Annotated in this window: 19 protein-coding genes and 2 tRNA genes; 14 read left to right on the forward strand and 7 right to left on the reverse strand. The window is 62.4% G+C overall.

Annotation, left to right across the window (positions count from 1 at the left end; genetic code table 11):
- Positions 1–5: 5 nt before the first annotated feature.
- From yidC to rpmH, 4 genes are all read right to left on the reverse strand, one after another.
- On the reverse strand, positions 6–995 hold the full coding sequence (yidC, locus tag CKW39_RS05830) for a membrane protein insertase YidC (protein ID WP_095797201.1): 990 nt from the start codon (positions 993–995) through the stop codon (positions 6–8).
- Positions 992–1429 (reverse strand): membrane protein insertion efficiency factor YidD, encoded by a 438-nt coding sequence (yidD, locus tag CKW39_RS05835; RefSeq protein WP_095797202.1) that lies wholly within the window; start codon positions 1427–1429, stop codon positions 992–994. Before yidD ends, yidC begins: the two co-directional genes overlap by 4 nt.
- 71 nt (positions 1430–1500) lie before the next feature.
- Entirely contained in the window at positions 1501–1845 is a 345-nt protein-coding gene (gene rnpA / locus CKW39_RS05840; RefSeq protein WP_095797203.1) for a ribonuclease P protein component, read from the reverse strand.
- Between the two features lie 19 nt (positions 1846–1864).
- Positions 1865–2002 (reverse strand): 50S ribosomal protein L34, encoded by a 138-nt coding sequence (gene rpmH, locus CKW39_RS05845; protein WP_095797204.1) that lies wholly within the window; start codon positions 2000–2002, stop codon positions 1865–1867.
- A gap of 427 nt (positions 2003–2429) precedes the next feature.
- Here rpmH and dnaA point away from each other — a divergent pair, with 427 nt between their 5' ends.
- The 11 genes from dnaA (at position 2430) to CKW39_RS05895 (ending at position 15368) form a co-directional block, all read left to right on the forward strand.
- Entirely contained in the window at positions 2430–4040 is a 1611-nt protein-coding gene (dnaA, locus tag CKW39_RS05850) for a chromosomal replication initiator protein DnaA (protein ID WP_095797205.1), read from the forward strand.
- A gap of 566 nt (positions 4041–4606) precedes the next feature.
- Positions 4607–5731 carry a DNA polymerase III subunit beta gene (gene dnaN, locus CKW39_RS05855; RefSeq protein WP_095797206.1) on the forward strand — a complete coding sequence of 375 codons (1125 nt, stop codon included), beginning with the start codon at positions 4607–4609 and terminating at the stop codon, positions 5729–5731.
- A 4-nt stretch (positions 5732–5735) separates the two neighbouring features.
- On the forward strand, positions 5736–7067 hold the full coding sequence (gene recF / locus CKW39_RS05860; RefSeq protein ID WP_254049294.1) for a DNA replication/repair protein RecF: 1332 nt from the start codon (positions 5736–5738) through the stop codon (positions 7065–7067).
- Positions 7060–7653 (forward strand): DUF721 domain-containing protein, encoded by a 594-nt coding sequence (locus CKW39_RS05865; RefSeq protein WP_095797207.1) that lies wholly within the window; start codon positions 7060–7062, stop codon positions 7651–7653. Before recF ends, CKW39_RS05865 begins: the two co-directional genes overlap by 8 nt.
- Before the next feature lie 247 nt (positions 7654–7900).
- Entirely contained in the window at positions 7901–9976 is a 2076-nt protein-coding gene (gene gyrB / locus CKW39_RS05870; RefSeq protein ID WP_095797208.1) for a DNA topoisomerase (ATP-hydrolyzing) subunit B, read from the forward strand.
- A gap of 78 nt (positions 9977–10054) precedes the next feature.
- Complete coding sequence (gene gyrA, locus CKW39_RS05875) at positions 10055–12733, forward strand: DNA gyrase subunit A (protein WP_095797209.1); 2679 nt, start codon at positions 10055–10057, stop codon at positions 12731–12733.
- Positions 12730–13257 (forward strand): DUF3566 domain-containing protein, encoded by a 528-nt coding sequence (locus tag CKW39_RS05880; RefSeq protein ID WP_095797210.1) that lies wholly within the window; start codon positions 12730–12732, stop codon positions 13255–13257. The genes gyrA and CKW39_RS05880 overlap by 4 nt, the downstream gene beginning before the upstream one ends.
- 88 nt (positions 13258–13345) lie before the next feature.
- Positions 13346–13419: transfer RNA gene (locus CKW39_RS05885), tRNA-Ile, on the forward strand.
- Between the two features lie 39 nt (positions 13420–13458).
- On the forward strand, positions 13459–13581 hold the full coding sequence (locus CKW39_RS15860) for a hypothetical protein (protein WP_256382221.1): 123 nt from the start codon (positions 13459–13461) through the stop codon (positions 13579–13581).
- Between the two features lie 47 nt (positions 13582–13628).
- Positions 13629–13701, forward strand: a tRNA-Ala gene (locus tag CKW39_RS05890).
- 371 nt (positions 13702–14072) lie between these two features.
- Entirely contained in the window at positions 14073–15368 is a 1296-nt protein-coding gene (locus CKW39_RS05895) for an Nramp family divalent metal transporter (RefSeq protein ID WP_095797211.1), read from the forward strand.
- A gap of 106 nt (positions 15369–15474) precedes the next feature.
- Here CKW39_RS05895 and CKW39_RS05900 read toward each other — a convergent pair whose 3' ends face one another.
- On the reverse strand, positions 15475–16338 hold the full coding sequence (locus tag CKW39_RS05900; protein ID WP_095797212.1) for a hypothetical protein: 864 nt from the start codon (positions 16336–16338) through the stop codon (positions 15475–15477).
- A gap of 165 nt (positions 16339–16503) precedes the next feature.
- Here CKW39_RS05900 and CKW39_RS05905 point away from each other — a divergent pair, with 165 nt between their 5' ends.
- Positions 16504–17046, forward strand: a complete 543-nt coding sequence (locus tag CKW39_RS05905) for a peptidylprolyl isomerase (protein ID WP_095797213.1) — start codon at positions 16504–16506, stop codon at positions 17044–17046.
- A gap of 87 nt (positions 17047–17133) precedes the next feature.
- Complete coding sequence (locus CKW39_RS05910; protein ID WP_254049295.1) at positions 17134–17895, forward strand: rhomboid family intramembrane serine protease; 762 nt, start codon at positions 17134–17136, stop codon at positions 17893–17895.
- 194 nt (positions 17896–18089) lie between these two features.
- On the opposite strand, the gene CKW39_RS05915 is transcribed toward CKW39_RS05910, so the two are convergent.
- On the reverse strand, positions 18090–18899 hold the full coding sequence (locus tag CKW39_RS05915) for an SDR family NAD(P)-dependent oxidoreductase (RefSeq protein WP_173674287.1): 810 nt from the start codon (positions 18897–18899) through the stop codon (positions 18090–18092).
- Between the two features lie 245 nt (positions 18900–19144).
- On the opposite strand from CKW39_RS05915, the gene CKW39_RS05920 reads away from it, so the two are divergent.
- A complete protein-coding gene (locus tag CKW39_RS05920) occupies positions 19145–20422 on the forward strand; it encodes an MFS transporter (protein WP_095797215.1) in 1278 nt (425 codons plus the stop codon).
- On the opposite strand, the gene CKW39_RS05925 is transcribed toward CKW39_RS05920, so the two are convergent.
- Positions 20373–21074 (reverse strand): hypothetical protein, encoded by a 702-nt coding sequence (locus CKW39_RS05925; RefSeq protein ID WP_095797216.1) that lies wholly within the window; start codon positions 21072–21074, stop codon positions 20373–20375. The two genes, CKW39_RS05920 and CKW39_RS05925, sit on opposite strands and share 50 nt — an antisense overlap.
- Between the last annotated feature and the right edge of the window lie 18 nt (positions 21075–21092).

Below are 21092 nucleotides of genomic sequence, written 5' to 3' on the forward strand. Positions count from 1 at the left end.
CTCCCTCAGGACCCTTGCTTCTTGCGGATCTGCTGCTGCTTCTGACGCTTCTTGGACACGGGCTGCTTGCGCTGGCCCGCGGCCGCGCGCTGACGCTGCTCTTCCAGCTTCTCCTCGTGCTCTTCCTTGGTCACGCCCACCGGGGGCAGACCTTTGGCGGCACGACGTTCGTTGAGCTCACGCTCGGCCTGGGAACCCGGGGTGGGGTTGTTGCGGATAACCCACCACTGCTGGCCCATGGACCACAGGTTGGACACAGTCCAGTAGATGAGCACACCCAGCGGGAAGTTGATGCCACCGATCGCGAAGACCAAGGGGAACAGGTAGAGCATCATCTGCTGCTGGCGGTACATGGGCGACTGCTTGGCTGCATCGCTCATGTTGCGCACGGTCAGCTGCTTCTGCGTGATGAACTGCGTGGCGGACATCGCCACGATCATCACGATCGCCAGCACCACGGTCGCGGTGTGGTTGCCGGCACCGGGCTGCATCAGGGTGGAGAACAGGGGAGCGCCAAAAATGGTGGACGCGTTGAACTGCTCGACCAGCTGCGGGGTCAGAACGTGGATCGACTCGCCCTTACCGGCGGCCTCGGGGACAGAGCGCAGCACCTGGAACAAGGCGAAGAAGATGGGCATCTGCACCAGGATGGGCAGGCACGCCGAGAACGGGTTGGACCCGTGGTTCTTGTACAGGGCCATCTGCTCTTCGGCCATGGCCTGGCGTGAGAGCTGGTCCTTCTTGCCCTTGTACTTGGCCTGCAGCTTGGCCATTTCCGGCTGCAGTTCCTGCATGCCTCGCATGGACTTGATCTGCTTCAAGAACAAGGGAATGGTGAGCGTACGCATCACCAAGGTCAGACCCACGATCGACAACACCCAGGTGATACCCGAAGTCGGGTCCATGCCAATGGCGGTGAGCAGTTCGTGGAAGACCCACAGCACCGCCGAAACGGCCCAGCTGAAGGGGAAGAGGATGATGTCGAAGAAATTCATCGAACGTTGGCTCCTTGGGTCACGCCGTGGTGGTGACCTGGGCGGTCGCACGTGGTCTCACGTGCGAGGTTCGGGTGGTTGAGCAGCATGATTTTCGGCGTTTCGGACAGCGAGTGGAACTCTCGCCCACCGTCCGGAACTCGGTCGATTCCGCCCGCCGCCCAAGGATGACAGCGCAACAGGCGCTTGACGCTCAACCCCAGTCCGCGAGCCACACCGTGAACGGTGAAAGCTTCGAGTGCGTAGGCCGAGCATGACGGGAAGTAACGGCACACATCCCCGTAGAGCGGGGACACAATGGATCGATACAGTTTGAGCAGTGCAATGCACAGGTTCTGCGGAGCGTACTTGATGGCACCAAGTGCACTGTGCGCCCTGCGGTACTCGTGAGGCGCTCGGTTCAGGAGAGCGTCGGCTTCCACCCGGTCTTCCACGTGTGCGCCTCCTCCAATACCTTGCACATCGAACGGTACGGCATTGCCCTGGGCAATGCCGAAGTCTGTTGCTATCCGGCCTTCCGGACCGCGCTCGAATACGCGCCCCGGTAGTCGTCGCCAAGTTCGCTCCAGGCCGCACCCGCCGAGGCGGGTAGGGCCCGCACGACCACATCGTGGCCGGTGGGACGCGATCGGACCGTGTCAGCGGCAAGCTCTCGCAACCGGCGTTTGACCTTGTTACGAACCACCGCGTTACCCACGGCCTTGGAGACCACGAATCCCACTCGGGTCGGCTGGTCCTGCTCACTCACGCGTACGGATACGACGACGTTCCGGCGTCCACTACGGGCGCCGGAACGTACGGTTGCAGAAAACTGCGCCGAGGTGCGCATCCGATGCTGGACTGGCAGCACGGTGCGAGGCCTCTACAACTTAGGCCGACAGAGAAGCGCGACCCTTGCCACGGCGGGCATTCAGGATGGCGCGGCCTGCGCGGGTGCGCATACGAGCGCGGAAGCCGTGCTTACGGGCACGACGGCGGTTATTCGGCTGGAAAGTCCGCTTGGTCATTAGTCACTCCACAAGGTTGGGACAACGGTGCTTGAACCGTGCGGTTGCACGGGATGGGCACGCGGTAGGTATTTGGGTGCGTAGGCACGGCAGAAAGGCCCGAGCATAAACGCACAAGACTGATTTACAGTAGTCAATCGCCCGCCCCCGGTCAAATCAGGGGTTCGTCACGATCTTCTCCACAGGTGTGAATTCACAGGCTGTGGATCGTGTGGACAAGGGCCCCGGGAGACGACTGTGAACGAGGTTATCCCCAGGCGCGAACTACAAGGTTGTAGTTCTCCACAATGGCTGAATGGGGCTATGAAGTGCCGTGATGCATGTTCTAGGCTGTCCGTTACGGGTTCCCCCACTCTGGTTTATCCACTGCTGTGTATAACTCTGTGGAAAACTAGCCTCGACCCGCCGCTACCGTCAGGAGAATTTCATGCACCAGGACAATCAGCCCCTGCTCCAACAGTGGGCCGAATGCGTCCGGTACATGAAGGAACATCCCAGCGTGACGGGCCGGTCCCGGGGCTTCATCTCGTTGTCCGAGCCCCAGGGCCTCATGGGTACCACCCTTCTGGTGGCCGTCCCCAACGAGCGCACCCGCGAGTACTTCCAGCACCGCAGCATGGCGGCCGTTCTGGACGAGGCCGTGGGCCGGGTTTTCGGCCCCGAGACTTTGGTCGCCTTTGTCGTGGACACCGAACTCGGACTGACCCCGCCGGAGAACGAGGCTCCCGCGCCGGCTGTTGATTCACAAGTTCCCTCGATCGAGGAGCTCGAGGCCGAACATAACCGCAGCACCCCCGGCGTGGATGTGCCGCGTACCGATCACCCGAGTCCGATGCCGAGCGGGCTGACCGACACCATGGCCGCGGAATCGACCACGCGTCATTACGAGGATCTGCCCCCGCGTCGAGATCCGCAGGCGGCGCCTCCCGCGCGGCCGCGTGAACCGCTGAGCACCACTAATGGAACGGACACCAGCCCCTCGGATGCCGAATGGGATAGTTCCGCGCGGTTGAACCCCAAGTACGTATTCGACTCGTTCGTGATCGGCCAGTCCAACCGTTTCGCCCACGCCGCGGCCTTCGCCGTGGCAGAAACGCCGGCCAAGGCATATAACCCGCTGTTCATATACGGGGATTCGGGGCTGGGTAAGACCCACTTGCTGCACGCCATCGGGCACTACGCCAAGCGGCTCTACCCCAAGTTGCGCGTGCGCTACGTGAACTCCGAAGAGTTCACCAACGACTTCATCAATTCGATTCGTGATGACGAGGGTTCCTCGTTCAAGGGCATCTACCGCAACGTGGACATGCTGCTGATCGACGACATCCAGTTCCTGGCCGGCAAGGAACACACGCAGGAAGAGTTCTTCCACACGTTCAACGCTCTGCACAATCACGAGAAGCAGATCGTGATCACCTCCGACATGCCGCCCAAACAGCTCACCGGTTTTGCCGAGCGTATGCGGTCCCGGTTCGAGTGGGGTCTGATCACCGATGTGCAGCCGCCCGAGTTGGAGACGCGTATCGCGATCCTCCGCAAGAAGGCCATTAGTGAGGGTATGGACGCCCCCGATGACGTGATGGAGTACATCGCCTCGCACATCTCCACCAACATTCGCGAGCTCGAGGGCGCGCTGATCCGCGTCACCGCCTTCGCATCGCTGAACAAGCAAGCGGTGGACCTGCCGTTGGCCGAGCTGGTTCTGAAGGATCTGATCACCGAGGACGGCGGGCAGGAAATCACGGCCGCTTCGATCCTGGGTCAGACCGCTGCCTTCTTCAACATCACCCTGGACGAGCTCAAGTCCAAGTCCCGCACCCGCACGCTCGTGACCGCGCGACAGATCGCGATGTACCTACTGCGCGAACTCACGGACATGTCCCTGCCCAAGATCGGCCAGGAACTGGGCGGGCGCGATCACACCACGGTGATGCACGCGGACCGCAAGATTCGCACCCTGATGGCCGAGCGTCGTCAGATTTTCGACCAGGTCACCGAGTTGACCAACCGCATCAAGCAGCAGTCCCGCGAGGGCTGAGTTCGCATTTCGACAATTCTTCAGGGTCCCGGCCAGTTGGCCGGGACCTTCTTTTTGTGATTTGTCCACAGCTTCGCACCGCTCAGGACCAGTGACGACGACGCTCCATGCACAGTTCCCGGTGGCCGTGTGGACGGGTTGTGCACAACCTGAAATCAGCCAATGTGGAAAACTTTGTGGACAACGTTCGTGCTTCGGTGGATAAGCATCCGTGTTCGGGGGACGACCCTGTGGATCCCGCGGAATACCGCGGAAGTTGTGCACTGAGCGACCACAGACGGACCCGAAGTTAAGCACAGGACGTCAACAGGCTCGAACCGTTCAAACAGCGGGAAGCAGGCAGTTATCCACAGTTTCCACATGGGTTATTAACACTCTTACCCTTAAAGAGAAATCCACCGAATAACAAAAATCTTGCCCCGCACGGCCCGCCTCGAGCCCGGTCGAGAACCTGTAATTACAAATTTCCGCACTCCACCGCAGTGCTGCGGGCTCGATACTCGCCGCTCAAGGCGGATACGATGCACACGGCGAGTTACACATTTTTAGACCAAAGGGGCATTGCCGTGAAGTTCTCCGTCGAGCGCGACGTACTGGCTGAAGCAGTCACATGGACGGCACGATCCTTGTCACCACGCCCGCCGGTACCCGTACTCTCCGGACTCCTCATCAAGGCCGACAACGGATCACTGTCGATCGCAAGCTTTGACTACGAGATCTCTGCTCGCCTGACCATCAGTGCCGATGTCCAGGAAGAAGGCACCACCCTGGTCTCCGGTCGGCTTCTTGCGGACATTTGCCGTTCCTTGCCCTCGGCACCCGTCCAGGTCGAAGCCGACGGCGGAAAAGTCACGCTCACGTGTAAGTCGTCCAAGTTCAATCTCGCGGCCATGCCGGTCGATGACTACCCGCAGCTGCCGGCCCTTCCCGAGCTCTCGGGTGTCATCACCGGTGACGAGTTCGCCCATGCCGTAGGCCAGGTCAACATTGCCGCGTCCAAGGACGACACCCTGCCGATCCTGACCGGTGTCCGTATGGAGATCGAGGGCGAGAAGATCACATTGCTCGCGACCGACCGTTACCGATTGGCCATGCGTGAGCTCACGTGGCGCCCCTCGGATCCCACGATCTCCACTGCTGCGTTGATCAAGGCCAAAACGCTGAACGACATCGCTAAGACCCTCGGCGCCTCCGGTGATGTGAACGTGGCACTGGCGGACAACGCGGAACTGGTCGGGTTCGAGTCCGGGGGGCGCCGAACCACCAGTCTCCTGATCGACGGCGAATACCCCAAGATTCGGTCGCTGTTCCCCGAGAACACCCCCATCACGGCCGCGGTGAAGACCGCCGATTTGGTGGAAGCGGTTCGCCGCGTGTCCCTGGTTGCTGAGCGCAACACCCCGGTTCGTCTGGCTTTCACCCAGGGTCAGGTCGCCCTGGACGCCGGCACGGGCGAGGACGCCCAGGCCTCCGAGGTCCTGGACGCTCAGCTGAACGGAGACGACATCACGGTGGCGTTCAATCCCACCTACCTGTCGGAGGGCCTGCACGCGTTCGATTCTCAGTACGTGCGGTTTTCTTTCACTGCTCCACCCAAGCCCGCGGTTCTCTCCGCCCAGGCAGAGCAGGACGGCGAGGACAACGTGGATTACAAGTACCTGCTGATGCCGGTGCGGTTGCCCAACCAGTGATCGTGTGTTCGTAGACCACCTGTCCCTGCTGGATTTCAGGACCTACGCAAGTCTCGATCTGGCCCTGGACCGCGGGCTGACCGTCTTCGTAGGTCCCAATGGTGTGGGCAAAACCAACGTGGTCGAGGCCATCGACTGGGCAGCCAACCTGTCTTCCCATCGCGTGGCCAGCGATACCCCACTGATCAAAACCGGTTCCGAGCGAGCCATCGTGAGAATTCGGGTCCGTCGCGCCAGCCAGCAAACGGTTCTGGAATTCGAGCTCAACGAGGGTCGGGCCAATCGGGTACAGATCAACCGGGCCGCTGCGGTGCGCGCACGGGAAGCCGTGGGCATTCTTCACACCGTGGTGTTCTCCCCGGAGGACCTGACCTTGGTCAAGGGCGATCCGGGGCATCGGCGGAAGTTCCTGGATGATTTGGCAACTTCCATGCGTCCGGTGCTCGCGGCCGCTCGCAGTGATTACGAACGAGCTCTGAGACAGCGCAATGCACTGCTGAAATCGGCTCGTTACTCCCGCCAGAACTCGGAATCCCACCAGGCCACGTTGGCCGTGTGGAATGAACAACTCGCGCGGGCCGGCGCCGCCGTCATGGGCGCCCGGTTACAGCTGCTCAAGGCGCTGGAACCCGAGGTGGACCGGGCTTATCAGCAACTCACGGACGGACCCAAGCACGTAGAGCTGCGCTACGAGTGCTCGTCGTTGGATCCTTCTTCGGACGCCGCAGCGCTGGAACATTTCTCCGTGGAAGACCTCTACGAGCTGATGCTTCAGGCCTTCGAACGGGTCGCGCGACAGGAACAAGAACGCGGGATCACCCTGGTGGGACCGCACCGCGACGACATGGTGATTTCTCTGGGCGACACCCCTGCCAAGGGCTACGCCTCTCACGGCGAGACATGGTCCACGGCCCTCGCCCTCCGGTTGGGGTCCTGGTATGTCCACGTGGCCGACGACCCCAACGAGGGCGCGGCACCAGTGTTGATCCTGGACGACGTATTCGCGGAACTGGATGCGCGGCGCAGACAGAAGCTGGCCCAGCTGGTGCAACAGGCCGAGCAGGTTTTAGTGACAGCCGCGGTGGACGAGGACCTTCCGCCAGCTTTGCGCGAAAACCCCCACCGGGTGGTGCGCGTGAGCCCCGGCGAAGTTCAGGTCACGGTTTCCCCTGCACTTGGCCCGGCCGCAGCTACAGGGCAGCCCACTACCGAGCGGATGCAGGCCGAACAACCCATGGCGGGCGGGGCACCGGTTGATCAAATTCCCACTAGCCAAGGGCTCGGGGAGCAGTCAGGTGTCGCCGAGGCCCCACGCGATCGAGGCGAGCATGGCTGATCCGAGCCGGGACGACGTCGTCGACGCAGCAGCATCCGCTCTCCAGCGTGTGCGCCGAGCGGCCCAGGAACGCGGGGATTCGCGACTGTCCAAGGCGGCCGCGGCCAAGAACATGAAGTTCTTCGGGCAGGCGATGGAGGATGGCACCGGATCCCCGGCGCTCAAGCAGCGGTACAACAGCCCCGTGGATGCCCGGCAGATGGGCGGTTACTCCGGACCCGGAAAGTCGGCGCGGGATCCGCGCAAACTGGGCAACATCGTGGATTCGCTGATCGTGCACCGTGGCTGGAAAACTCCGGTGAATGTCAGCAGCGTGTTGGCAGACTGGGCGTCACTGGTGGGCGCCCGCAACGCCGAGCACACGTGGCCCGAAAGCTTCGAGGACACCGTGGTGCGCGTGCGCTGCGACTCGACCGCGTACGCCACGCAGCTGCGCCTCATGCAGTCCCAGATCCTGCGGACTTTCGCGGATCGCTTGGGTGAGGGCATCGTGACCAAGCTCGATATCCAGGGGCCCGTGGGGCCCAGTTGGAAGAAGGGCCGGTGGACCGTGCAGGGCCGCGGACCCCGCGATACGTACGGATAACAACGTTTCATGTCCCGGATGAGGCTGTAGACGCCGTAAATCTCGGAATCACCCCCGGCTCATGTGGTCCCCCATCAGATCGGCCCCTCGGGGCGTCTGCGGGCCGTTGAGCGCTTTATCCGGTAGAATCGCGGTAACAAGATCTTTTTGTCCCGCCAGCCGATGAGCCGCGCGCTGTCTCATCGGCTGTATTCATGCGGGCCGACCAATCGATCTACGTCGATTACGCAGGAGGACCGGAGACCCCGTGGCTACAGAGGATCCCCTACAGCACGAATACGGTGCCAGCGATATCACCGTTCTGGAAGGCCTGGAGGCCGTCAGGAAACGTCCGGGGATGTACATCGGCTCCACCGGGCCTCGCGGACTGCACCACCTGGTGTACGAAGTGGTCGACAACTCGGTTGACGAGGCACTCGCCGGCTACTGCGATCACATCGAGATCACGCTGCAGGCAGACGGCGGTGTGCGCGTGTCCGACAACGGTCGCGGTATCCCCGTGGACATGCACCCCAGCGAGGGCAAGCCCACCGTTGAAGTGGTCATGACCATCCTGCACGCCGGCGGCAAGTTCGGCGGCGGCGGGTACGCCGTCTCCGGCGGTCTGCACGGTGTGGGTATTTCCGTGGTGAATGCGTTGTCGTCCCGAGTGAACACCGTGGTGCGCCGTCAAGGTTTTGAATGGCGCATGAACTTCGCCAACGGAGGCGTGCCGCAGGGTCAGCTCGAAAAAGGCGAGGCCACCGAGGACACCGGTACCACCCAGACGTTCTACCCGGACGCCGAGATCTTCGAAACCGTTGACTTCGACTTCGAGACGTTGCGCGCTCGCTTCCAGCAGATGGCCTTCCTGAACAAGGGCCTGCGTATCACTCTCACGGACGAGCGCCGCCAGGATGAAACGGGCGAAGAGATCGCGGGGTCCGATAACAAGGTCACCGAAGAGGAACCGGTAGAGGGTCAGGACGGCGGCACCGTCAATGCCGCGTATGGAGAGACCCACACCAACCAGAACGGTGACCTGCAGGTTGTCTACAAGTACGACCGCGGTCTGCTGGACTACGTGACCTTCTTGAACGCTTCCAAGAAAGCGGATCTGATCCACGACGACGTCATTGCGTTGGAAGTGGAAGACGAAGACAAGAAAATGTCGTTGGAACTGGCCATGCAGTGGACCACCGCGTTCACGGAGTCGGTGCACACCTACGCCAACACGATCAACACCCACGAGGGCGGCACGCACGAAGAGGGCTTCCGCTCCGCGCTGACCACGCTGATCAACCGCTACGCGCGTGAGAACAAGCTGCTGCGCGACAAGGATGAGAACCTCACCGGCGACGACGTCCGTGAGGGCCTGACCGCGGTGGTGTCCATCAAGCTGGGCGAACCCCAGTTCGAGGGTCAGACCAAGACCAAGCTGGGCAACTCCGAGGCCAAGACCTTCGTGCAGCGCGAGATGTTCGACCTGTTCGGTGACTGGCTCGAACGCAACCCGTCCTCGGCCAAGGAGATCATCCGCAAGGCGATCTACGCGTCCCAGGCGCGCCTGGCCGCGCGTAAGGCACGTGAGACCACGCGCCGCAAGGGTCTGCTGGAGTCCGGTGGCATGCCGGGCAAGCTCAAGGACTGCTCGTCCAAGGACCCCACCCTGTCCGAGATTTACCTGGTGGAGGGTGACTCCGCGGGTGGTTCGGCCGTGCAGGGTCGCGATCCCGCACACCAGGCCATCCTGCCATTGCGCGGCAAGATCCTGAACGTGGAGCGGGCGCGCCTGGACCGTGCGCTGTCCAACGCCGAGGTGCAGTCCATGATCACCGCGTTCGGCGCGGGCATCGGCGACGACTTCGACATCGAGAAGGCGCGCTATCACAAGATCGTGCTCATGGCGGATGCGGATGTGGACGGCCAACACATCACCACGCTGCTGCTCACGCTGTTGTTCCGGTTCATGCGCCCGCTCATCGAGCACGGGTACGTGTACCTCGCGCAGCCGCCGCTGTACCGCATCAAGTGGTCCAACGCCGCTCACGAGTACGTGTTCTCGGACGCCGAGCGTGACCAGGCCGTGGCCAATGGCCTGGCCAACAACCGGCGTCTGCCCAAGGACAACGGTATCCAGCGCTACAAGGGTCTGGGCGAGATGGATTACACCGAGCTGTGGGACACCACCATGGACCCGCAGCACCGCACGCTGTTGCAGGTCACCATGGACGACGCCGCTGCGGCTGACCAGGTGTTCTCCGTGCTCATGGGCGAGGACGTGGAGTCCCGCCGAGAATTCATCCAGCAGAACGCCAAAGACATTCGCTTCCTCGACATCTAGTACATGATGTCGACCGCATATTCCGTATGCGGCATGAACGGTGAATTGTGGGATCTGAGAAGAAACGGATAGCAACGCATGAGTGACGAGACTCCGGACGGAAACGTCCCGGTCGACCCCGAGAACTCGGCTGAGTTCGAAACGAACGAGGGCGCCGTCGTCGTGAGCAGCGGCGACCACGTGGAGCAGGTGGACCTGCAGACCGAGATGCAGCGCTCGTACCTGGACTACGCCATGGCCGTGATCGTGGGCCGTGCGCTGCCGGACGTGCGCGACGGTTTGAAGCCCGTGCACCGCCGCGTGATCTACACGATGTTCGACGGCGGTTACCGCCCCGAGCGTTCTTTCAACAAGTGCGCGCGCGTGGTCGGCGACGTGATGGGTAACTATCACCCGCACGGTGACTCCGCGATCTACGACGCCCTGGTGCGTCTGATCCAGGGCTGGATCATGCGCTACCCGCTCGCGCTGGGCCAGGGTAACTTCGGTTCGCCCGGTAATGACGGCGCTGCGGCCCCGCGTTACACCGAGACCAAGATGGCGCCGCTGGCCATGGAGATGGTCCGGGACATCCACGAGGACACCGTGGATTTCCAGGACAACTACGACGGCAAGCAGCAGGAACCCACCGTCTTGCCGGCGCGCTTTCCCAACCTGCTGGTCAACGGTTCCTCCGGCATTGCCGTGGGTATGGCCACCAACATTCCGCCGCACAACCTGCGCGAGGTGGCGGACGGCGTGCAGTGGTACCTCAAGAACCCCACCGTGGATCGCGAGACCCTGCTCGAAGAGCTCATCAAGCGGGTCAAGGGTCCGGACTTCCCCACGGGAGCTCAGATCCTGGGGCATAAGGGCATCGAGGACGCTTACCGCACCGGTCGCGGGTCCATCACCATGCGCGCGGTGGTCAATGTGGAGGAGATCCACGGTCGCACGTGCCTGGTGATCACCGAGTTGCCGTACCAGGTGAACCCGGACAACCTGGCCGTGAAGATCGCTGACCTCGTCAAGGACGGCCGCGTGCAGGGCATCGCGGACATGCGCGACGAGACCTCCGGTCGTACCGGTCAGCGCCTGGTGATCGTGCTCAAGCGCGATGCCGTTCCCAAGGTGGTGCTCAACAACCTCTACAAGCACACCCAGCTGCAGGAGAATTTCTCCGCGAACATGCTGGCGCTCGTGGACGGTGTGCCGCGCACCCTGTCCCTCGATGCGTTCGTGCACCACTGGGTCACGCACCAGATGGAAGTCATTGTGCGTCGCACCCGGTACCGCCTCAGGCAGGCCGAGGAAGAAGCGCACATTCTGCGCGGGCTCCTCAAGGCACTGGACGCCCTGGACGAAGTCATCGCGCTGATCCGCCGTTCTCCCACCGTGGAAGAAGCCCGCAACGGGCTCATGGAGCTGCTCGACATCGACGAGCCCCAGGCCCAGGCGATCCTCAACATGCAGCTGCGCCGCTTGGCCGCCCTTGAACGTCAGAAGATCCAGGATCGCCACGCGGAGCTCGAGCGACTCATCGCGGAGTACCAGGCGATCATCTCGTCCGAGGACCGCCAGCGCGAGATCATCTCCGAGGAGCTCGCCGAGATCGTCAACCACTACGGTGACGATCGCCGCAGCGAGATCCTCTTCGGTTACGACGGCGACATGTCCATGGAAGACCTCATTCCCGAAGAGGAAGTGGTCGTCACCATCACTCGCGACGGGTACGTCAAGCGCACCCGCTCGGACGAGTACCGCTCGCAGCACCGCGGTGGCCGTGGCATCAAGGGCGCACAGTTGCGCGGCGGTGACGTGGTGGAGCACTTCTTCGTCACGACCACGCACAACTGGATCCTGTTCTTCACCACGTTCGGTCGCGTATACCGCGCCAAGGCGTACGAGCTGGTCGAAGCCGGCCGCGAGGCCAAGGGCCAGCACGTGGCCAACCTGCTGGAGTTCCAGCCGGACGAGCGCATCGCGCAGGTCATGCAGTTGCGCACCTACCAGGACGCTCCGTACCTGGTGCTCGCCACCCGCCGCGGCCTGGTCAAGAAATCGCGCCTCTCGGACTATGACACCAACCGCACCGCCGGCGTCATCGCCATCAACCTGCGCGACGACGACGAGCTGGTTTCAGCCATGCTCGCCACTCCCGCGGACGACATCACGCTGATTTCGCACCTCGGCCAATCGTTGCGTTTCACCGCCGACGACGACGCCCTGCGTCCCATGGGTCGCGCGACCTCCGGTGTGACCGGCATGAAATTCCGCGAGGGTGACGAATTGCTCTCCGCCAACGTGGTCACCGACGACGCCTTCGTGTTCGTGGTGACCGAGGGCGGCTACGCCAAGCGCACCGCGGTCAGCGAGTACCGCGTGCAGGGCCGTGGCGGTCTGGGCATCAAGGTGGCCAAGCTCGCCGATGATCGAGGCGGCCTGGTGGGCGGTCTGATCGTGGGCGAAGCGGACGAGGTCCTCGTGGTCATGTCCGGTGGCAAGGTGGTTCGGTCCAACGTGGCCGAAGTTCCCGCTCGCGGGCGCGACACGATGGGCGTGATCTTCGCCAAACCTGGTCCCTCGGACCACATTGTCGGAGTTGCTCACAACGCCGAACGAGAGATCGAGAAAAAGGTTGATTCCGAGGCGGAGGAGGGCGGCGACGTCGTCCCCGAGGAAGCTCAGGAAGACGCAGCGGACCAGGGCATTGATGTCGAGGCAACCTCGGACGATGCAGTAGCGTTGGAAAACAACGACAACGGAGGTGAAGCATGAGTGCAAGCTCAGCCTCAAAGGGCGCCAAGCCCGCGAAGAACTCTTCGGTGAGTCCCGCCAAGGGCGGCACCACAACCGCGGAGAAGAAGCAGGCCACGCCCGCTGCGAAGAAGCCTCAGAACCAGTCCAACAAGGGACTGGTTCGCCCCGCACCCCGCGCCAAGGTGCGCCGCGCGCGGCTCGTGGTCTCCAAGGTCGACACCTGGTCGGTGCTCAAGCTCGCGTTCCTGCTCTCCGTTGCACTGGGCATCATCACGGTCGTGGCATCGCTGGTGCTGTGGCTCGTGCTGAACCTCACCGGCCTGTTCGACGGCATCAACGAGATGCTGTCGATGCTTGGCGGCAACGCCGGCGGCACGGACATCAAGGAATTCCTCTCCCTGGGCAACGTGGCGCTGTTCGCGACGATCATCTCCGTGGTCAACGTGATTCTGCTGACCGCACTGTCCGTGCTGGGAGCTCTGTTGTACAACATTGCGGCCGCACTGATCGGCGGTATCGGGGTGACCCTGACCGACGACTGATCGGTCCACGATTTGGCGCCGGGGGAAACCTCCGGTAAAGTTTCAGCTCGGTCAACCAAGAAGTTAGCTTGTTGGTCGACCGTGCTACGGGCGTATAGCTCAGACGGTTAGAGCGCTTCGCTGATAACGAAGAGGTCCCAGGTTCAATTCCTGGTACGCCCACTCAACTGAGTTCACGAGTAAAATCGTGTGGAGGTAGCGATGAAGACACGAATTGCAGCACTGGCTGCACTCGCAGGTCTGTCCGTCGCAGCTTTCAAGGCTTGGCGCGAGGCAGAAGTCAAACGCGAAGCATGGGACTCAGCTGTAGATCCCGTCGACTGAACGGTCAAGGGATTTGGCTCACCTGCTGGTGAGCCACAAATGAATACGGGGCCTTAGCTCAGTTGGTAGAGCGCCGCCTTTGCAAGGCGGATGTCAGGAGTTCGAATCTCCTAGGCTCCACAGTCAGAACCTCCGGGTTCCTGTTGTGACAGGGGCCCGGAGGTTTTTTGGCGTGCGGTGTGCTGTGCACCAGCAATTTGATCGACGATACGACCGTGCGTGGCTCAACGGGTGCACTCTGGTCGACGGTAGAACCATTCCCGACACCCCGCCTGCAAAAACATCGACGTTGCGACCCGAAAAACCCAATTTTCTGGTCCTAACGTTCATCAGTTTGCAGGGCGGGCTGCTCGAGCGGCGTCGGCGTAAGAAACATTGCAGAACCTCCTTGCCACAGTGGTGTATCAATCCGCCCGAACAGTTAACGCGTGAAATACTGACGAACAATTGCTGTGACCCCCTCATGATTGCCAAGTCAGTGGAGTAGCCGAATGCGCGATAAAACACCTTTTCTGCCGGATCCATCGGTGAATCCTCATGAGCAATTGGAACGGATCAAAAAGTGGCGCATCATTGGGCCGGGTCTGGTCGTTGCAGCCACCGGTGTGGGTGCAGCAGACATGGTTGCAACCCTGACCGCCGGTTCCCGCTACGGCTACACGCTGCTGTGGGCGGTGGTCGTGGGCACCATCATGAAGATCGTTCTGGTGGAGGGCGCGGGCCGTTACTCACTGTCCAGCGGCCGCACGATCTTCGAGGGCTGGCGCTCGCTGGGGCGTTGGACGTCCTGGTACTTCGGTCCGTACATCCTCATCTGGGGCTTCGTGTATGGCGCGACCGCCATGTCTTCATCCGCACTTCCCTTGGCTGCGCTGTTCCCGTTCCTGCCGCTGTGGGCTTGGGCCATCATGATGGGCCTGATCGGTTTTGGCATTGTGTGGATGGGGCGTTATGCCGCGGTAGAGAAAATCACCGCCGCCATGGTGGGCATCATGTTCCTGGTCATGGTGGGTCTGGCGATCATCACGCTGCCCAACATCCCCGAGATGCTCAAGGGTCTGATCCCCGTGATCCCCCAGGGCGGCGTGGTTTACACGCTCGCACTCGCCGGTGGCGTGGGTGGCACCATCACTCTCGCGGCGTACGGTTACTGGCTGCGCGAAAAGGGCTGGCACCAGCCCCGCTGGATGCGCGTCATGCAGCTCGACAACGCCGTGGCATATGCCATTACCGGCATCTTTGTGCTCGCCATGCTGGTCGTGGGTGCTGAGGTGCTCTACTCCGCCGGTTACGCCATCAGCGCCGGCGACCGCGGCCTGCTCGACCTCGACGCCGTGCTGCGCGAACGCTACGGCGACGTGATCGGTGTGATCTTCCTGATCGGCTTCTGGGCCGCGTCCTTCTCGTCGGTGGTGGGCGTGTGGTCCGGCGTCTCGCTCATGTTCGCCGATTACTGGGGCAACATTCGCAACCGTCCCAAGGACCACCCGGACACCCGCAACGGCGGCAAGTACTTCAAGTTCTACCTGCTGTGGCTCACATTCCCGCCCATGCTTCTGCTCCTACTGGACCGGCCTGTGTTCCTGATTCTGCTGTACGGCGTGCTGGGCGCATTGTTCATGCCGTTCCTTGCCGTAACACTGCTGGGACTGCTCAACACCTCGCGCACCCCCAAGAACTGGCGCAACGGCATGTTCACGAACGCCGTGCTCGTCATCTGCGCCGTGCTGTTCGGCATCCTGGGCATTTACCAAGTCTGGGACACCGTCTCGGGCGCCTTTTCCTAGCGACACCGGGTCGTGCCCCACGGCCTTAAACGCCGACGCCGCCGGTGCCCCTTCTCGGGGCCCGGCGGCGTCGCTGTGTTTCTAGCTAGCGCGGAGCTGGCTCAGATCACTTGTTGTTGTCCTCGGGCTTGGAACCCTTGATCTGTTCCTTGACCTCGTTGACGGTCTGCTTGGCATCCTCGGCGACGGACTTGGCGCCGTCAGATGCGCGGTGAGCAGCCTGGGAAGTGGTGCCCTGATCGTTCACCGGAGCGGTCGGATCCTTGATGTCGTCAACCTTGGCACCCTGGCCTGCGGCCACGGTGGTGGAGTTGTTGACCGGGGAAGCGGACACGCGCGGGGACGTGGTGGCCGGGGTCTTCCAGGGATCCTGGACCGGGCGGGAAGCGCGCCATGCGGCAACGCCGGCCACGGCACCGGCAGCGATCAAACCGAGGATCAACAGACCCTTATTGCCGCCCTGAGCCTTCTTCTGCTTCTTGGCGTACTCCTTGGCGGAGTTGCGGGCAGCCTTCTGGATGCGCTTGACGGTCTTCTTGTCACCGGTGAGCTTGGTGACCAGAGCGTCGAACTGATCCGAGGTGTCTGCATCGGCGACCTTGGCGGCCAGAGCCGCCACGGCGCCGTCGTACTTGCCCTGAGCCGCAGCGCGACCCTTGGCGGTGTTCTTTGCGGCCTTTGCGGCCAGCGGTGCGGCGGCGGCTGCACCGGCAGCGGCGGCCTTCTCGCTGCGTGCCTTCACGGTGCCGCCCAGTTCCTGAGCCTTACCCAGGCCCTCCTGAACGTACGGGCCGGAAGACTGAACACCGGTGGCCAGGGCGGATGCGCCCGTCTCGACACCGTGCTGCAGCTTGGTCCCCAAGTGACCGATTTCGTTGGACAGCCATGCGCCGGCGTCCACGACCTTTGCCTCGGCGCCCTTCTGCGCCAGCTTGGCCTTCTTCTGGCTCTTGCTCTTGAACAAGCTCATAACGTGTCCCTCCTGAAGTAGTGACATTAAAAAGCTCCACAATCAGCATACGGGCTTATTAGTAGCTCACGAGGGCTCAATCAGCGGATTCATGGGCTTTTCACTGTGCGCTGAACGGCTCCCCGCGCCCCTGACGCGCTCCGGGGAGCGTGCCACAATGACACCATGACTGCTATTGCCACGCACAAGGCGACCATCCACACCAACCACGGCGACATTGTGGTGGACCTCTTCGGTAACCACGCACCCAAGACCGTGAAGAACTTTGTCGGCCTGTCGGACGGAACCCAGGAATGGGCCGATCCCCGCACGGGTGAGAAGCAGAACGGTCCCCTCTACAAGGACGTCGTGTTCCACCGCATCATCAAGGACTTCATGATCCAGGGCGGTGACCCGCTGGGCCAGGGCATCGGCGGCCCCGGTTACAACTTCGATGACGAGATCCACCCGGAACTCAACTTCAACGCTCCGTACATGTTGGCCATGGCCAACGCGGGTCTGCGTAACGGTCGCGGCACCAACGGCTCCCAGTTCTTCATCACCACCGCACCCACCACCTGGCTGCAGGGCAAGCACACCATCTTCGGTGAGGTTGTGGATGAGGATTCCAAGAAGGTCGTTGACGAGCTCAACAACGTTCGTACCGGTGGTCAGGACCGCCCCGTGGAGGATGCCGTGATCACCTCCATCGATATCGAGCAGCTCTGACCTCGATAGTCTTTTCGTAGACAAAGCCCACCCGTTGATCGGGTGGGCTTTGTTGTAGCTATGACCAGTGAATATACGGGAGCAGACATGAACGAGAATCCTCAAGAGGACCCCAACGACCGGCAAGACCCGTGGGGCGATCGGCCCGTTCCTGCCCCGCAGTACGGCCAGTACATCTCGGGTCCTCAAGGTGGTCCCGGTGGGCAGCACCCGTCCGGTCAGCATGACCCGACCCGCGGCCCGCAGCAGCCTGAGCGACGCGGCGGTCCCGGGATTCAACGACGACGCCGCGGGGACGGCATGCCGGTCTCGTGGACCATCATCGGACTGTGCGTGGCCGTGTGGGGCGTCCAATGGCTGGTCTACGCGACCACTCCCTACAACCTGGCGTCCATTCTGGGATACGCCCCGGTGCTCACCACGTCCGAGCCGTGGCGCATGCTCACCTCCTGGTTCGTGCACTCCATGCCATCACCCATTCACTTGCTGTTGAACATGTACACGCTCTACCTGTTCGGTCGGATGCTCGAACCATTCTTGGGATCCTGGCGGATGTTGGTCCTCTTCGTGCTGTCGGTGCTTGGTGGGTCTCTGGGCGTGCTGCTGCTGGGACAGCCCAACGTGCTGGTGATCGGAGCCTCCGGTGGAGTCTTCGGCCTGTTCGGTGCGCTGTTCATCTTCATGCGCCACTTCAAGCGCAACATCACGCCCATCGTGGTGCTCATTGTGATCAATCTGGCCTTCGGGTTCTTGGTGGGGGGCATCGCGTGGCAGGCGCACGTGGGTGGCCTGATTGTGGGCGCGCTCGTGTCGCTGACGATGCTCCCGGGGCTGCGAAAGCGTCGCTGAGCGGAGTTCTCCACAGGGGTTGTCCACACCTGTTAACAACTTACAAACATGTAATTCCACAGCTGTGAACAACCCTGTGGATACCGGAAAACCAGGCTCTGGGAGCCCTGTGGAGTACATGTTGTTCGGGATATGCACAATGTTCTCCACACCTGTGGATAACTTTCGTACACGGGCTGGGGAGAATTACACGTTCAGTCCGCAATTGCCCCGCCCGTCAGATTGACGACCGTTCCGGTGATGGCTCCCGCACGATCAGAGGCCAGGAACGCGGCTGTCTCCGCAACGTCGGAGAGCGTGGGCAGCCTTTTCAGCAGCGTAGCTTGCGCCATGCCGTCGTCCAGGAACTGCCGGACGGTTTGCCCACCCGACTCGGCGAACGGTTTGAAGAGTTCCTGGGTGTAGGAATCGGCCTCCGGCGCATCGGTCACGGCATGAGGCCGGATGTCCACGACCCGGATGTTGCGGGGTGCCAGCTCCGCGGCCAACAGGCGAGAGAAGGCCTCCTTCCCGGCGGCGCTCACGCCGTGGCCCAGGATTCCGCCGACCGTCAGCTTGGCTCCGGGCTCCGACAGAGAAATGATGACACCGGGGCGGTCGCCACCCATGTGGCGTGCCACAGCTTGGCTCGTGATGAAGCTGGCCTTCAGGAAGTCATCGATCGGATGCATGAATTCTTCAACCGAGAGTTCGGCCAGCACTTTTCCTTGATCGTGCATGATGCTCACGGCGTTGACCGCAATGTCGAGGTGCCCGGCCGTAGCCGCAATGGCATCGGCGTGCGCGTTAACGGCTTGTGGATCCAAGACATCCACCTGGGCCGTCTCGACAGCACCGCCTACCGCGGCAATGTCGCTGGCCACAGCGTCAAGTTTGGATTGCGTGCGACCGGCGAGAAAGACTCTCGCTCCTTCCCGGGCGAATACTCGTGCGATGGCACCGCCAATAGCGCCACCACCTCCGTAGATCACAGCATTTTTCTTGTCCAGCATTAGGGCGCTCATGAGACTCCTCCAAGGAGTTCGCCTGGTGACAGGCTTCGAACGGCCTAAGCATTGAACTGGGCCATGACCGCTCTGAATGTGATGATGCCAATAGTAATACTGCTTACTATTTTCGTGTCGGAGAGCGCCTGATTCTTGGTGAATCGCACCACAAGTAGTTCACGGGGCGAACAAAAACCGGCACCCTTGTAGACGCACCTCAATACTCGGTGCTCAAAACCCACCCCTCGAAAGGTTCTGCCCGTATGCCCGAGATGACTCCCGCCCGCCGCAGGTTCGCCCTGTTCGCACTTGCCCTGGGCGGATTTGGTATCGGGTGTACGGAGTTCGTCTCCATGGGTTTGTTGCCTCAGATCGCACAGGACATGTTGGGGGAGACGTACACGGCCTCACCCGAGCAGGGCATTGCCCAAGCGGGCTGGTTGATCAGCGCCTACGCCCTGGGTGTCGTGGTGGGCGCACCACTGATCTCTGTTCTGGTGGCTCGCGCGTCCCGGACCACCATGCTTCTCGTCATGGCGGTGGCCCTGTTGGTGGGCAACGTGGCCTCTGCAGTGGCGCCGGAATTCGAAACCCTCATGGTCATGCGTTTCCTGGCGGGCCTGCCGCACGGTGCGTACTTCGGCCTGGCATCGCTGGTCGCCGCGGACGTCATGGGCCCCGGCAACCAGGCCAAGGGTGTGGCGCTCGCGCTGTCCGGACTCACGGTGGCCAATGTGGTGGGCGTTCCCACCATGACCGCGCTGGGTCAGGCTTATGGCTGGCGCGCGGCGTACGTTGCCGTGGCCGTGGTGTTCCTGGTGACCGTGGCTGCCCTGTGGTTCACGGTCCCCTCTCAGCGGCCCATTGCCGGGTCCAGCCGCAGGGGAGAAATGTCCGCACTGCGCTACGGGCAGGTGTGGATCGTCATGGGTGTTGCCGCGATCGGTTTCGGTGGGTTCTTCGCGATCTTCAGTTACCTCACCCAGATGAGTCGCGAACTCGCATACCTACCCGGCGGGGCTGTGCCGTGGTTACTGGCCACCGTGGGTATCGGCATGACCGTGGGCAATATCGCCGGCGGCATCAGCGCGGACCGCTATCCCAAGCAATCCATGATCATCGGGTTCCCGATGCTCGCCCTGGTGATGCTGGCTGTGTGGGCACTCGTGGGCAACCCTGTGGGAATCTTCGTGGCGGGACTGGCCATGGGTCTGGCCCACTCATTCGTCATGCCGTCCATTCAGAGCTGGCTCATCGACGCCGCCGGGGAAGCACGGTTGCTGGGTGCCTCGTTGAATCACTCGGCCTTCAACGTGGCCAACTCCATTGGCGCGGTCCTGGGTGGCGCGGTAATTTCTGCGGGCTTCGGCTACCGCTCGCCGGCACTCGTCGCGTTCGTCCTGGTGATCGTGGGTGGGCTCCTCGCCCTCTACGGGGCCAAACGGCAGAAGGGCTTGGCGCGCCGTCACCGGACCACGGTCGAAATGGAAATTACGGAACCAGGAACTGGCCGAACACCAGTAGTTTCGTCGAGTCGATGAGCAACAGCAGTGCGGCGAGAGCCAGCGCCACCGTGACGGCCACCGACGCATAGGGCTGGATGACCCGCCACCACCGCGTCATGGTGTCGGCCACGCCGCGCTGCCGACCGACCAACGTCACCACGGCAAGCAACGTCAACGGGAACTGACTGATGAGCGCCCACGCCACCCAGCCCGCTCCAGCGACGGGTGCAGCCTGGGTCGCAGACGCTGCCACGAACAGATCGAACGGCACATCGAAGATCACAATGGCCACGAACACCGCGGCAGTGATGTACAGGCCCCACGCTGAGCGGGGCTTCTCGATGTCACGATCCTCGTCGCGAGCCTCCGCCCGGTCACGCGACGCTCGAAGAACTCTGAGCACGACATAACCGGCAAGGGCCAACCCCAGGGAGAGTTCGATCCACGCTGCCGTGGTGCCCTGTCTGACCAGTTCGTGCCAGTGGATGTCGAGCAATTGCCGCCCCACCCATTGCGTGAGCGCGAAACCCCAGAGCGCCGTGCCGCCCAGCAGCAACGTGGTGGCACCCAAAACATGCCGACGCCGCACACCGGCACCCAACGCGGCGGCCATGATGAGCATGGGTGCGGGATCGAAGCCGCCCGCCGCGGTGGTCAGGGTGGAGACCAAATATTCCTGGATGGTCATATGCGCTCACCACGGACA

It is taken from the genome of Kocuria sp. WRN011 (assembly GCF_002295155.1).
In the GTDB taxonomy this organism is placed as follows: domain Bacteria; phylum Actinomycetota; class Actinomycetes; order Actinomycetales; family Micrococcaceae; genus Kocuria; species Kocuria carniphila.